The sequence below is a fragment of the Nocardia takedensis NBRC 100417 genome, assembly GCF_000308695.1.
Classification (GTDB): Bacteria; Actinomycetota; Actinomycetes; order Mycobacteriales; family Mycobacteriaceae; genus Nocardia; species Nocardia takedensis.
In genome coordinates, this window is the sequence record NZ_BAGG01000265.1 from 53,042 (window position 1) to 66,087 (window position 13,046).

10 protein-coding genes are annotated in these 13,046 nt (G+C 70.3%); 5 read left to right on the forward strand and 5 right to left on the reverse strand.

Going from position 1 to position 13,046, the window contains the following annotated elements:
• Positions 1-8 precede the first annotated feature (8 nt).
• A complete protein-coding gene (locus tag ON30_RS34575; RefSeq protein WP_040714572.1) occupies positions 9-1,682 on the forward strand; it encodes a class I adenylate-forming enzyme family protein in 1,674 nt (557 codons plus the stop codon).
• A gap of 967 nt (positions 1,683-2,649) precedes the next feature.
• Here ON30_RS34575 and ON30_RS34585 read toward each other — a convergent pair.
• Genes ON30_RS34585 through ON30_RS34605 form a run of 5 tightly spaced genes read right to left on the reverse strand, consistent with a single transcriptional unit; the run spans position 2,650 to position 7,987 of the window.
• Positions 2,650-3,900: an acyl-CoA dehydrogenase family protein gene (locus ON30_RS34585; protein WP_040714576.1), complete on the reverse strand. Its 1,251-nt coding sequence runs from the start codon at positions 3,898-3,900 to the stop codon at positions 2,650-2,652.
• Positions 3,897-5,078, reverse strand: a complete 1,182-nt coding sequence (locus ON30_RS34590; RefSeq protein ID WP_040714578.1) for an acyl-CoA dehydrogenase family protein — start codon at positions 5,076-5,078, stop codon at positions 3,897-3,899. The genes ON30_RS34585 and ON30_RS34590 overlap by 4 nt, the downstream gene beginning before the upstream one ends.
• Positions 5,075-5,845, reverse strand: coding sequence for an enoyl-CoA hydratase/isomerase family protein (locus ON30_RS34595; RefSeq protein WP_040714579.1), 771 nt, complete (start codon positions 5,843-5,845; stop codon positions 5,075-5,077). Before ON30_RS34595 ends, ON30_RS34590 begins: the two co-directional genes overlap by 4 nt.
• 4 nt (positions 5,846-5,849) lie before the next feature.
• A complete protein-coding gene (locus tag ON30_RS34600; RefSeq protein ID WP_040714675.1) occupies positions 5,850-6,791 on the reverse strand; it encodes an acyl-CoA dehydrogenase family protein in 942 nt (313 codons plus the stop codon).
• Between the two features lie 26 nt (positions 6,792-6,817).
• Positions 6,818-7,987, reverse strand: a complete 1,170-nt coding sequence (locus ON30_RS34605; protein ID WP_040714581.1) for an acyl-CoA dehydrogenase family protein — start codon at positions 7,985-7,987, stop codon at positions 6,818-6,820.
• Between the two features lie 122 nt (positions 7,988-8,109).
• Between ON30_RS34605 and ON30_RS34610 the strand changes: the two genes are divergently transcribed.
• The 4 genes from ON30_RS34610 (at position 8,110) to ON30_RS34625 (ending at position 13,024) form a co-directional block, all read left to right on the forward strand.
• The gene (locus ON30_RS34610; protein WP_040714583.1) at positions 8,110-8,916 is read left to right on the forward strand and encodes a FadR/GntR family transcriptional regulator; all 807 of its coding nucleotides are present in this window, start codon (positions 8,110-8,112) and stop codon (positions 8,914-8,916) included.
• Between the two features lie 263 nt (positions 8,917-9,179).
• Positions 9,180-10,790, forward strand: coding sequence for an SMP-30/gluconolactonase/LRE family protein (locus tag ON30_RS34615; protein ID WP_040714585.1), 1,611 nt, complete (start codon positions 9,180-9,182; stop codon positions 10,788-10,790).
• 7 nt (positions 10,791-10,797) lie between these two features.
• Positions 10,798-11,643, forward strand: coding sequence for an SDR family NAD(P)-dependent oxidoreductase (locus tag ON30_RS34620; protein WP_040714586.1), 846 nt, complete (start codon positions 10,798-10,800; stop codon positions 11,641-11,643).
• 19 nt (positions 11,644-11,662) lie between these two features.
• The gene (locus tag ON30_RS34625; protein WP_040714587.1) at positions 11,663-13,024 is read left to right on the forward strand and encodes an aromatic ring-hydroxylating oxygenase subunit alpha; all 1,362 of its coding nucleotides are present in this window, start codon (positions 11,663-11,665) and stop codon (positions 13,022-13,024) included.
• The last annotated feature ends 22 nt before the right edge of the window (positions 13,025-13,046 follow it).

A 13,046-nucleotide genomic window follows, 5' to 3' on the forward strand; every position in this document is an offset into this window, starting at 1 on the left:
ACGGGATCATGACCACTGTCTCCCCCGCCATCGCGGCGGGTCCACCGCTGGCCGAGGAACCCGGACTCGGCCCGCTCACCCTGCCGGGCTTCCTGCGCGAGGTCACGGCCCGCCACGGCGACCGCGAGGCGCTGCGCGTCCCGGGCGGCGTCCGCTGGAGTTACCGGGACCTGCACGAACGCTCCGTCGAGGTCGCGCGGGCCCTGCACGCCGCGGGCGTCGGCAAGGACTCCCGCGTCGGCGTGCTCATGACCAACCGGCCCGAATGGCTGGCCGCCGTGTTCGGCACCGCGCTCGCCGGCGGTGTTGCGGTGGCGCTGAGCACCTTCTCCACCGCCGCCGAACTCGATCACCTGCTGCGGGTCTCCGGCGTGACAGTGCTGCTGTTCGAAAGGGAGGTGGGACGCACCGATTTCGCGGACGTCCTCACCGAACTCGAACCGGCCCTGGTCACCACCGCGCCCGGCGAGCTGCGCTCCACCGCGTACCCGTTCCTGCGTCACCTCGCGGTGGTCGGCGCGAATCCCGGTGGCGCGGTGCAGGACTGGGACGGATTCTTGAAGCGCGGCGCGCGGGTCTCGACCGAGCTGATCGAGGCCACGGCCGCGACGGTGCAGCCCAGCGACACGGCGGTGCTGTTCTTCTCCTCCGGCACCACCAGCAAACCCAAGGGAATCCGCAGCGCGCACCGCGGTGTGACCGTGCAGATGTGGCGCTTCGCGCGCATGTTCGGCTTCGGTCCCGAGGACACCGTGCGCTGTTGGACCGCCAACGGCTTCTTCTGGTCCGGCAATTTCGGTCAGGCGCTGGGCGCCACACTCGCCTCCGGCGGAACCCTGGTGCTGCAACGCCTCTTCGACGCCGAGGAGGCGGTGGCGCTGCTGGAATCCGAACAGGTCACCTTCCCGGTGGCCTGGCCGCACCAGTGGGCCCGCCTCGCCGACGCGCCCAACTGGGCCGCCGCCGACCTGAGCGGCATGACCTACGTCGACCGTCACACCCCGGCCGCCGACCATCCCACGGTGACCACCGACTGGACCGAATGCGGCCACGCCTACGGCAACACCGAGACCTTCACCATCACCACCTGCTTCCCCGCCTGCACCCCCGACGAAGTGCACGCGGGCAGCAGCGGCATCCCGTTGCCGGGTGTGACCGTGAAGATCACCGACCCGCTCACCGGCACGGTGCTCGCCCGCGGGGAGAGCGGCGAGATCTGCGTCAAGAGCCCCACTCTCATGCTCGGCTACCTGGGCATCCCACTGGACGAAACCCTCGACGCCGACGGCTGGTTCCACACCGGCGACGGCGGCCGGTTGGACGACGCGGACCGCCTGTTCTGGGAAGGCAGACTCACCGACATCATCAAGACCGGCGGCGCGAACGTCTCCCCGATCGAGGTGGACGAGGAACTGGCCCGCTACCCCGGCGTCAAGATCGGCCGCACCGTGGGCGTCCCCCACGACACCCTCGGCGAAGTCGTGGTCGCCTGCGTCGTCCCGCAACCGGGCACCGAAGTGGACGGCGAAGGTCTGCGCGGATTCCTCCGCGAACGCCTCGCCGGCTACAAAGTCCCCCGCCACGTCCTGGTCTTCGCCGAAGACGACCTCACGTTGACCGGCAGCGCGAAGATCAAATCCACCGACCTCCGAGATCTCGCCACCAAGCGACTGAGCGGATAGTGGTGTGACAGCCTGTCGCGCGTCGCGCATCGGCGCGTGACAGGCCGCGCGCCGAGTCACCGCGCACCGGCGACTGCGGGGTGTTCGGCGCCGATCCGGGCGCATTGCGAGCCGGGTGTGCACCCTGTAATGTTCGCCATATGCAGACTGAGGGGGTTCATACTGCGCGTGGCAAGATCTGGCGTTGGAACAGGAAGCGCGCAACCGGGATCGTGGAATCGACAGCCGGCGATCGAATTTGGTTCGGCTTGGATTCTCTGCGCGGCAGAGACTTCGGCGACATAAACATCGGGGATATCGTCGAAGTGGAATACGAATTCGCCCAACAAGACTCGCACGATCGACGTGCGGTACTCATCACCTGGGTCGAATCCTAAACAGAACACAATCGGGGGGAACAAGTGAATAAGGTTATTTTGGCGTTTGTTTCAGCTGCGTCTACCCTGTTGATGACCGCTGGTCCGGTGGCGGCACAGCCCAATCCCGCGAACCTCGAGTTCACACAGAGCAAGCCGTACAGGGAGTATCAGAACAACGTCGCTCGGTTCACCGGTCAGATGGACTACGGTACCGACACTCTCGCTTGGTCGTTGAAGCTCACGCCGTCGACTCAGAATGTCATTTTCGGTTCGATGAGCTGCCGCACGACGATAAAGGGCATCTCCGGATACTCGGACAGCCATCCCGACATTCCACGTGACTATCTACTCCACTCGAGTGTCCGGGTCGATAGGGGGCGCTGGTACGGCCTGCGAAGCAGGTGCGATTTCAAGGTGTTGACCGATACCGGAATGCAGCCGGGGAATGTCGAGACTTTCGTGGATTTCATAGCGCGATAGGAGTATTCGGAATCGACCGTGCCGGTCGCCTCGACACGGCAGCGCGACTACAGACTCGCAAGACCCGCATCGAACGAACTTCGGCTGATATCGCCTACCTGACAAGCGTGCGAGAGCGTGGCAGCGCTTCAGGCGAGGCCATCCCGCGTGTGGTGGGCGGCGAGGGTTCGGCGGTGGGTGGTGGGGGAACCGTAGAGGGCGCGGTTGAGGGTGGCGCGTTTGAGGTGGACGTGGAGACCGCTTTCCCAGGTGTAGCCGTAGCCGCCGTGTAGTTGGACGGCCTTGCCCGCTACTCGGACCGCTGTCGAGGTGGCGTAGGACTTGGCTCGGGCCACCGCGAGCGCGGAGTCCGGTGCGGAATCGTTGACTGCTTCGACGGCGGCCGCGACCAGGTGTCGGGTGAGTGTGGTCTGCACGAGCATGTCGGCGCAGGCGTGTTTGACGGCTTGGAAAGAGCCGACTGGGCGGCCGAACTGCTCGCGGATCTTCACGTAGGCGACGGTGGCGTCGAGCATCGCTTCGGCGATGCCCAGCGAATCGCAGGCCACGGCCAGCGCCGCGCGGGCGGGCAGGTCGAGGGGCGTGCGAAGCTGCCACACCGCCCGAACGGGGGCGTGGTCGGCGGTGACCGACGCGGCCGACCGGGTCGCGTCGACCAGGGGGACGGCTCGGAGGGTGACGAGATCGGGGTGGACCGCTGTCAGGACGGTCTCGCCCGTGTCGGTGCGGGCCGGGATCAGCAGCAGGTCCGCCGCGCCCGCGTCGAGGACGAAGCGGGCGGTGCCGGACAGATGTGGGCCGTCGGGGGTCAGCGCGAGGGAAAAACCCGAACCGGAGCGCCGAACCTCGAGTTGCCGCGGCTCGCCCCCCTGCGTCGAGCCCTCGCTCCTCCGCCGATCCTCGACGCGACATCCGTCTGCCGCCAGGCGACGGTTCGGTGGGGGCTGGGTATTCCACGGCTCGGAGCGCTCTACGGAACCGTCCGCCGCGGACCGCTCTTTATCCGGCGACGCATTCACGCCTCCGGCCTCGGCTTCCACTTCCGCTTCGAGCACCACGACCGGTAGTGCCGAGCCAACCACGACATCGCGTAACAGGCTGTCCCGCAACGGTTCGGGCTCAGCCGCGAGCAGAGCGGGCACGCTCAGCGCGAGCACAGTCGACAGCGCGGTGGGCGCGGCGGCGCGCCCGATCTCGACCAGCGGGATCGCGGATTCGACCGAACCGGCTCCCGCACCGCCGAATTCCTCGGGAACCTCCAGGCCGAGCCATCCGGCGGCGACCGCGGCTTTGCACAGCGCGCGTTCGTCGCCCGCGCCGGCGAGCAGATCTCGGGCCACCCGGCGCAGTTCGTCGTGGAATTCGGCGAATTCGCTCACCCGGCCGTCCTTCCGATGGGTTCCCTGGGCAGGCCGAGGCCGCGTTCGGCGATGATGGTGCGCTGGATCTCGCTGGTCCCGCCCGGAATGGTCCACTCCCAGGAGCCGACGAAGTCCAGGACCCACGCGCCCGATTCCCAGCCGCCCGACATCGGTTTGCGTATGACGGTGTGCGCGGCGACCCCGCCGAGTTCGGCGCCGAAGTCGGTCATGCGTTGCAGCAGTTCGCTGTAGAACAGTTTCACCACCGAGGCGTCGGCGGGGCCGACCTCGCCCGCTTCGTGCCGCCGCACCAGGTCGCGGCACAGCGCCCGCAGGCCGGTGAGTTCGATCTCGAGTTCGGCCAGACGGTCGCCGACCAGTGGGTCCGGCGACGATCCCGCCGACTCGACCAGCCAGCGGAAACCGGCGTTGCCGAGGCGTTCGGCCAGTTCGAGCATGGTCAGGCCGCGTTCGGCTCCCAGGGTGCGCTGCGCGACGCGCCACCCGTCGTTCGCCGCGCCGATCAGGTTGCGCGCGGGGACGCGCACGTCATCGAGGAACAGTTCGCAGAAATGGGATTCGCCGGTGGCCTGTCGCAGCGGGCGGATGCGAACGCCGGGGCTGCGCAGGTCCAGCAGGAAGTACGAGATCCCCTGCCGCTGTGCGGCGTCCGGGTCGGTGCGGGCCAGCAGCAGACACCAGTCGGCGTATTGCGCGCCGCTGACCCACACCTTCTGGCCGGCCACCACGTAGTCCTCGCCGTCGCGGCGGGCCACGGTGCGCAGCGCGGCCAGATCCGACCCGGCCCCGGGTTCGGAGAAGCCCTGCGCCCAGATCTCGCCGTCCCGGATGGCGGGCAGGTGACGTCGCCGCTGTTCCTCGGTCCCCGCGCCGAGCAGGGTGGCCGCGGCGTGGTGGATCGCGACGAAGGACAGCACCACGCGCGGGGCGTCGTGGGCCGCGAGTTCCTGGAACAGCACGACTTGGCGGGCCACAGACATCCCGCCGCCGTGTTCGGCGGGCCAGTGCGGCGTCGCGAAGCCGGCGTCACGCAGGCGACGGAACCAATCCTGTTGGAAAGTAACAAATTCCGCGTCGGTGGCACCGGTCTGGGCGCGTCGCCAATCGCGGGGGATCTCCGCGCGACAGAACTGCCGCACGTGCTCGCGGAACTCCGTGAGATCCTCGGCGGTCATCGCGTCCGCCGCCGCAGGGCCAGCAGGCGGTCCCGGTGTTCGTCGGTCGTCATCGACACCACTTCGGCGGCGAACCCCGCTTGCATGGGGCCGCCGAGGGCCTGGGAGAGATACATGTTCACCACGTGTTTGGTGCCGCGCACCGCCTCGACCGGCAGCGCGGCCAAGCGGTGGGCCAGCGCGTACGCCTCGTCCAGCAGCGTGTCGGCGGGCACCGTCCTACTCGCCAATCCCACCTGCACGGCGGTGGCGGCGTCGATCCGGTCGCCGGTGTAGAGGAATTCGCGGGTGCGCAGGATCGGGGTCAGCAGCGGCCAGAACGCGGCCCCGCCGTCGCCCGCGACCAGGCCGACCGCGACGTGCGGATCGGCCAGGTAGGCGCGTTCGGACATGAGCACCACGTCGCACAGCACCGCGATGCTGGCCCCGAGCCCCATGGCCGCGCCGTTGACGGCGGCGATCACCGGCAGCGGGAAGCGCAGCATCTCCTCGATGATGCGCGCGCCCTCGCGGATGCTGGCGTCGCGGGCGACGGGGTCGTCGAGGAAGGAGGTGATCCAGTCCAGGTCGCCGCCCGCGCTGAAGGCGCGGCCCGCGCCGGTCAGCACCACGACGCGCGCGTCCGGGTCGGCGGCCAGGTGCTCCCAGATCTCGGCGAGCGCGCGGTGCAGGTCGGCGTTCACGGCGTTGAGTTCGTCGGGACGGTCGATCAGGACGGTGCGCACCGGCCCGTCGGCGGTCACCGTCAGTCCGGGTGGCAGCGGCACGAGGTCACACTCCTGGGGGATCGGAGAACAGGCCGGCCAAGCCGTCGCGGCCGATCCGGCGGGTCAACTCGTCCTCGGTTGCGGCGAGCCCGAAGGGCAGGCGACGCACCGGCAGACTGTGCCGTGACAGCCACGACAGGGTGGCCTCGTCGCAGAAGCCCAGCGCGCCGTGCACCTGGTGGGCGACCCGGAAGACGATCTCGGCGGCCTCGAGCGCGGCCAGTCGCAGCGCGAGCGCGTCGGCGACGGCGTCGGGACGCCGGGTCTGGATGCTCCACAGCGCGTAGCGGGCCAGCAGGTCCACGCCCTTGCGCTCGACTTCGGCATCGGTGAGTTGGAAACGCACGGACTGGAATTCGGCCAGCGGACTGCCGAACTGCTCGCGCACCAGCACGTGTTCGCGGGCCAGTTCCAGCGCGCGGTCCAGCAGTCCCAGCAGGGTCCAGCACGGCAGGGTGAGGGCCAGCGCGAGATCGTACGGGTCGCCCGGCCCGGTGAGATCGACCGAGAGCGGGACGACGAAGCCCGTCTCGCGCGCGGTCCCGGCGGCGGGCAGCGCGCCGGCCGCACCCCGTCGACCGGCGAGGTCGACCGCCGCGATCCGCAGGGTCAGGCCCGCGATCGGCGCGGCGGGCTGCGGGCCGACGACCACGAGTGCGTCGGCCTCGGAATCCGTTGGTCGGGCGAGTCTTTCGGCGACCGGATAGGGCGTGGCCCAGTATCCGGCCGCGCGGCACAGCGCGGCCGCCGCCTCGAGTTCGGTCGGGTCCTCGCGCGGGGCGAGTTCCCACGCGCCGATCCGGGTCAGCGCGGGCACGACGAGGGCTTCGCGGCGCGGCGGGTCCGCCTCGGCGGCCTGGACCAGGTCGTCACCGCCCGCCGATCCCAGCGCGCGCAGCGCTTGCAGACCGAATTCCGCGGCCTCGGGCGCGAGGTCGATGCTCATCGGCTCCGGAGGGCGCGGCGCGGCGGTCATGCCGCCTCCCCGCCGCGGCGCGGGCCGGTCAGCAGGGCGCGGGCCAGCAGGATCTGCTGCATCTCGATGCTGCCGGAGGCCACGGTGGCCGCGTTCGCGTAGCGCCAGTGGTCCTCCACCGCGCGCCGGAACCGCGCGCGCTCCCCCGCTTGTTCGGGGACGTAGGCGGCGAATTCGGTGAGCAGGGCGGCGCTCTCCTGGTCCAGGCGGGTGACCGCGATGCGGTAGGCGGCGGTGTCGTCGGGGGCGACCCGGCCCGCGCCCTGGGTGGCCAGCACCTGGTAGGCGAGCAGGCGGGCGCGGCGCGCCCGGGTCAGCATGCGCGCCCATCGGCCGCGCAGCGACGGCGGCACCGTCTCCCACCGCTCCCCCAGCACCCGCGGCGCGAGGTGCAGCAGACGTTCGCAGCGGGCGTAGCGGGCGATGCCGACCCGTTCGAAGGCCAGCACCTCCTGCACCACCGACCACCCGTCGTCCACTTCGCCCAGCACGTCGGCCCCGGTGGCCACGACCTCGTCGAAGAACACCTCGTTGAGGTGGTGCGGGCCGAGCATGGACCGGATCGGGCGCACCACGATGCCGGGCGCGCTCATCGGCAGCAGGAACACGGTCAGCCCCTGCTGTTTGCGTGCGCCGCGCGCGGTGCGGGCCAGCAGGAAGCACCATTGCGCCATGGTGGCGTAGGAGGTCCAGATCTTCTGTCCGCTGATGCGCCACCCGTCGCCGTCGCGGCGGGCGGCGGTGCGCAGCGAGGCCAGATCCGATCCGGCGTCGGGTTCGCTGAAGCCCTGGCACCAGATGACCTCGCCGCGCGCGATCGGCGGCAGGTGTTCGCGCTGCTGTCGGGCGGTGCCGTGGCGCATGATGGTCGGCCCGACCCAGTTGACACCCATGTACTGCGCGCCGCGCGGTTCGTGGTGAGCCCACATCTCCTCGCGGACCACCGTCTGCTCCCAGATCGAGGCGCCGCGCCCGCCGAAGCGTTCCGGCCAGGCCGCGCACAGCAGGCCGCGTTCGGCCAGTACGCCGCTGAAGCGTTGCGCCACCGCGAGATCGGCGGGATCGTCGGTGAACGCGCCGAGGTAGCCCTGCGGGACCTCCGCGGCGACGAGCCGCCGGATCCGATCCCGCAGGTCCGCGGCGACCTCGCCCATCGTGAAGTCCATGTGCCGCACAGTACTTCAATCCTCATAAGGATAGCAATATTTGTATGGTCATCCGGCACTGACTAGACTGCCGCCATGACGGAAACGGCAGGCCGCGCGGCGACCACCGACGGACGGACGCGGTGACCGACGCGCGCCGCGGCCGGGTGCCGCAACGGCGGATCGCCGAGACCGTCGCCGCCGAACTGCGCACCCGCATCCTCGCCGGGGACGAGAGCTACCGGTTGCCCACCCAGGATCAGTTGGTGCAGGACTTCGGCGTGAGCTATCCGTCGATCCGCGAGGCGCTGCGCATCCTGGAGACCGAGGGGCTGGTCACCGTGCGGCGCGGCAACGTCGGCGGGGCCGAGGTGCACCGGCCCGACGAGGCCTCGGCGGCCTACCATCTCGGCCTCGCGCTCCAGGGCGCGCGCGTGACGCTCGGCGATCTGGCCGGCGGGTTGCGCGCGCTGGAACCGTTGTGCGCCGCCGAATGCGCGCGTCGCGTCGACCGGGCCGAGACGGTGGTGCCCGCGCTCGTCGCGAGCGTGGACCGCTCGGCCGACCTGGTCGAGGACGGCGTCGCCTTCACCCACGCGGCGCGCGAGTTCCACGACCTGATCGTCGCGCACACACCGAATCTCACCGTCCGCTACGTGGTGAGCACGCTGGTCACGCTGTGGTCGGCGCAGGAGGAGGCGTGGGCGGAGGCCCTGACCCGCCAGGGCGAATACCCTTCACACGAGGAGGCAGGCGCGGCGGTGCGCGCGCATCGCCGCATCGTCAAGGAGATCGAGTCCGGTCGCGCGGCGGAGGCCGAACGCCTGTACCGGACCCACCTGGCCGCCACCCAGGCGGTCGTGCTGGAACGCTTCGACGACGGTGTGGTCAACGCCTCGTCCGCGGGGGCCCGCCTGGCCATGCAGAGCGCGCCGCGCACCCGGATCTGATACCGCGGGCGGCGGGAAAGGCCCCGCTCGCGGCGCGGTGTTGGTAATCTAATTCTCACATTTCTTCATACGGCATTCCGCCGACCGTCGCCGCCCCCGTTCGGGTCGGCCGATCGCGCACGCGTCGCCTCGGCGACCTCCCAATAGCCGCGCGTATCAACAATTTTCGCCTCGCATATAAGGTGACCGGCAATTCCGGCCCCAGTATTGCAATCATTGTGAGGATTGACGTAGCGTGGCCCGCGACACACTCCTCCGATCGCATGGGAGGCCCCGCCGTGACGCGAGGGGCGCGCTACCGCAGCACCGCATCCATCACCACCGCCGAGGGGGTGAGCGTGCAACGACTCACCCCGCCCAGCAGGCTCTTCGGCGCCAACGGTCTACGCACCGGCCCCGACAACCGCATCTACGTGGCCCAGGTCGCGGGCAGCCAGATCAGCGCGCTCGACGTCGTCACCGGCGAACTCGAGACCATCAGCGCCAAGGGCGGCGACATCGTCGCGCCCGACGACATCGCCTTCGACCCGGCGGGCAACCTGATCGCCACCGAATACATGGACGCGCGGGTCAGCGTGCGCGGGACCGACGGCCGCAGCCGGGTCCTGCGCGACGATCTGCCCGGCGCCAACGGCATCACCGTGCACAACGGCCGACTCTTCGTCAACGAGTGCCGCATCGGCGGCAGGCTCATGGAACTGCCGCTGGACGGCGGCGCGCCGAAGGTGCTCCAGGACAACCTGCCGATGCCCAACGCGATGGAAGTCGGCCCGGACGGCCTCCTCTACTACCCGGTCATGGGCACCAACGACATCTGGCGCATCGACCCCGACGGCGGCGAGCCCGAACGGGTGGTCGGGGACCTCGGCGTCCCCGACTCGGTGAAGTTCGACGCCGCCGGATTCCTGGTCTCCACCCAGGTCGGCACCGGGCAGGTGCTGCGCATCGACCCGCGCACCGGCGGTCGGGAAGTGCTGGCCCAGCTCGATCCGGGCCTGGACAACTGCACCTTCGTCGACGGCAGGCTGTTCGTCTCCAGCTTCGGCGGCGCGATCACCGAGATCCTCGGCGGCGGCGAGACGAAACAGGTGCTCGAGGGCGGGCTGATGTGGCCGCTGGATCTCACCGTCGGGCCGGACGGCACCCTCTATGTCGCCGACGGCACCTTCTTCTACGCGCTGCGCGAGAACGGACTCGAGGTGCGGGCCTCGCTGTTCAGCCCGAACACCCCGGGCTACGTCCGCGGCGTCACCGCGCTCGGCGCGAACGAATTCCTCTGCGCCACTTCGGACGGGAAGATCGTGGTGTATCGGCACGGGCCCGAACCGGAGACCGAGCCGATCGCCGAGGGGTTCGATCAGCTCTACGGGATCGCCGCCGCCTCCGACGGAGCGATCGTGGCGGTGGAACTGGGCGCCGGCCGGGTGCTGTCGGTGCGCGGCGGGTCCACCGAGGTGCTGGCCTCGGGGCTGGTCGCGCCGACGGGGGTGGCCTTCGGCCCCGACGGCGCGATCCTGGTGTCCGAGACCGGGGCGGGCCGCGTGGTGAGCGTGGGCGCGGGCGGCGTGGACACGGTGGTCGACGGTCTGGAGAGTCCGCAGGGAATCCTGGTGCGCGGCAACCGGTTGCTGATCGTCGACGCCGGACTCAAGGCGCTGATCTCGGTCGACCTGGTCACCGAGGCGCGGCAGACCTTGGCCGCGGAACTGCCGGTCGGCGTGCCGGAGGGCGTGGTCGCCAAACCGCTGAAGGGCACGCCGCCGTTCTCCGGGCCGATGGGGCCCTTCGCAGGCATCACGGCCGGGCCGGACGGCACCGTGTACGTCTCGGCCGACGCCGAGGGCAGCGTGCTCGCCGTGCGGATCGCGGGGTGAGCCCGCGATGACCGACATCGATCTCGGCCTCGACGGTCGCGTGGTGATCGTGGCGGGCGCGGGCGGCGGCGGCATCGGCACCGCGGTGACCCGACTCGTGGCCAGGGCGGGCGCGACCGTGATCGCGGTCAGCCGGGGCAAGGAGAATCTGGCGACGCACGTTAAACCACTTGCCGCCGAAGGACTTTCGGTGATACCGGTGGCCGCCGACGCGGGTTCCGAGGACGGGATCGCGACGATCCTCGACCACGCCCGCGCCGCCGACGGCGAGTTGCACGGCCTGGTCAACATCGCGGGCGGTGCCGCGCCGGGCACGTGGATGCCCGCCACCCGGGTCACCCGCGCGGACTGGCGCGCGCTGTTCGCGCAGAACTTGGAAACCATGTTCTTCCTCAGCCAGGCCGTCGCCGCCGAGTTGCGCGCGGCGGGCAGGCCGGGGTCGATCGTGTCGCTGTCCTCGATCAGCGGCATGAACACCGCGCCGTTCCACATCGCCTACGGCACCGCGAAAGCCGCGCTGGTCGCCGCGACCCGCACGCTGGCGGTCGAACTGGCCCAGGCAGGCATCCGGGTGAACGCGGTGGCGCCCGGCGTCACCGCGACCCCGGCCTCCACGGCCTACGTCGGCGACGATCCCGAGCGCGACCGCACCGCCATCGCCATGGGCCGCCGCGGCACGCCCGAGGAGCAGGCCGGGCCGATCCTGTTCCTGCTCTCGGACCTGTCGAGCTACCTCACCGGCCAGACGCTGCTGGTCGACGGCGGCCTGAACCTCAAATGGACCCACCTGGGCGCCGACAACACCTCGCTGTTCCTGGAGAACGAGGAGTTCCGGGCCGCGATCACCCGCTGACACCGATCGGGAGAATGTCATGACCGAAACCGCCGAGAACACCACCGAACCGCTGTCGACCCCGACGCTCATCGGCGTCGACGCCTACATCTCCCCCGACTACGCGCGCGCCGAGGGCGACCGACTGTGGGCGAAGGTGTGGCAGCAGGTCGGCCGCGTCGAGGAGATCCCGCGGGTCGGCAACTACCTGACCTACGACATCATGAACGACTCGATCCTGGTGGTGCGCACCGCACCGGACACCTTCCGCGCCTACCACAACGTGTGCGCGCACCGCGGCCGCCGACTGGTCGACACCCCGCCGGGCGCGCACGACGCCCGCGGCAGCGCCAAGCAGTTCGTCTGCGGATTCCACGGGTGGCGCTACGACCTCGAGGGCCGCAACACCTTCGTCCCCGAGCGCGAGGACTGGACCTGCGGTCTGACCGAGGGTGACGACGGCCTGAACCAGGTGCGCGTGGACACCTGGGGCGGCTGGCTGTGGATCACCATGGACCCCGAGGCCGAATCGCTGCGCGACTACCTGCAACCGGCCGCCTCGCTGCTCGAGCACTTCGAGTTGGAGAAGATGCGCTACCGGTGGCGGCGCTGGGTGGAGTTCGACTGCAACTGGAAGGTCGCCTTCGAGGCGTTCATGGAGACCTACCACGTGCCCTACACCCATCCCGAATTCGCCAATTTCGGCAGCTTCCTGGGCTGGGCCCGCGCGCAGGGCAAGCATTCCAACATCGGCTACGACGCGCCGAAGGGCATGGAGGAGAACCAGGCCAAGCTGCGCGTGGGCGGCGGGGCCGACGCCCGCGTCTCCACGGCCACGCTCCAGAACTTCACCTGGGAGAACGCCAACACCAACACCACGCGCACCCTGGTCGACGTCGCGAACCGTCTGGTCGACGAACTGCCCGAGGGGACGCCGAGCGACCAGGTGCTGCGCTACTGGCTCGACACCGCGCGCGCGGAAGACCAAGCACGCGGGGTGGATTGGCCCAAGGTCGATCCGTCGGTGGTGGCCCAGGCGGGCACGGCGTGGCAGATCTTCCCGAACTTCCAGATCGGCCACGCCGTGAACAACATGCTGTGCTACCGGTTCCGGCCCTACGGCGTCGACCCGGACAAGTGCGTGTTCGAGGCCGCGGTCTTCGAGTTGTTCCCCGAAGGCCAGGAACCCGAGACCGAATGGGAGTACACCCCCGTCGGCGATCCCGGCTGGCGCACCGTGCTGCCGCAGGACTTCGACAACATGGCGGCCGTGCAGCAGGGCATGAAGTCGCGCGGCTTCGCGGGGCCGCGGCCCAACCCGTACCGGGAGCGCAGCGTGGTGAACCTGCACCACAATCTCGCGCGGTACATGGGCACCGGCGCGCCCACCGATCTGACCTGAACCCAGCGAACGAGGAACCACA

Bases quoted from the DNA above. Each gene is read 5' to 3' on its own strand.
- ON30_RS34600 (WP_040714675.1), bottom strand. From the start codon at position 6,791: ATGAGCATCGACCTCGCGCCCGAGGCCGCGGAATTCGGTCTGCAAGCG.
- ON30_RS34620 (WP_040714586.1), top strand. From the start codon at position 10,798: ATGACCGACATCGATCTCGGCCTCGACGGTCGCGTGGTGATCGTGGCG.
- ON30_RS34605 (WP_040714581.1), bottom strand. From the start codon at position 7,987: ATGGACTTCACGATGGGCGAGGTCGCCGCGGACCTGCGGGATCGGATC.
- ON30_RS34590 (WP_040714578.1), bottom strand. From the start codon at position 5,078: ATGACCGCCGAGGATCTCACGGAGTTCCGCGAGCACGTGCGGCAGTTC.
- ON30_RS34625 (WP_040714587.1), top strand. From the start codon at position 11,663: ATGACCGAAACCGCCGAGAACACCACCGAACCGCTGTCGACCCCGACG.
- ON30_RS34615 (WP_040714585.1), top strand. From the start codon at position 9,180: ATGGGAGGCCCCGCCGTGACGCGAGGGGCGCGCTACCGCAGCACCGCA.
- ON30_RS34575 (WP_040714572.1), top strand. From the start codon at position 9: ATGACCACTGTCTCCCCCGCCATCGCGGCGGGTCCACCGCTGGCCGAG.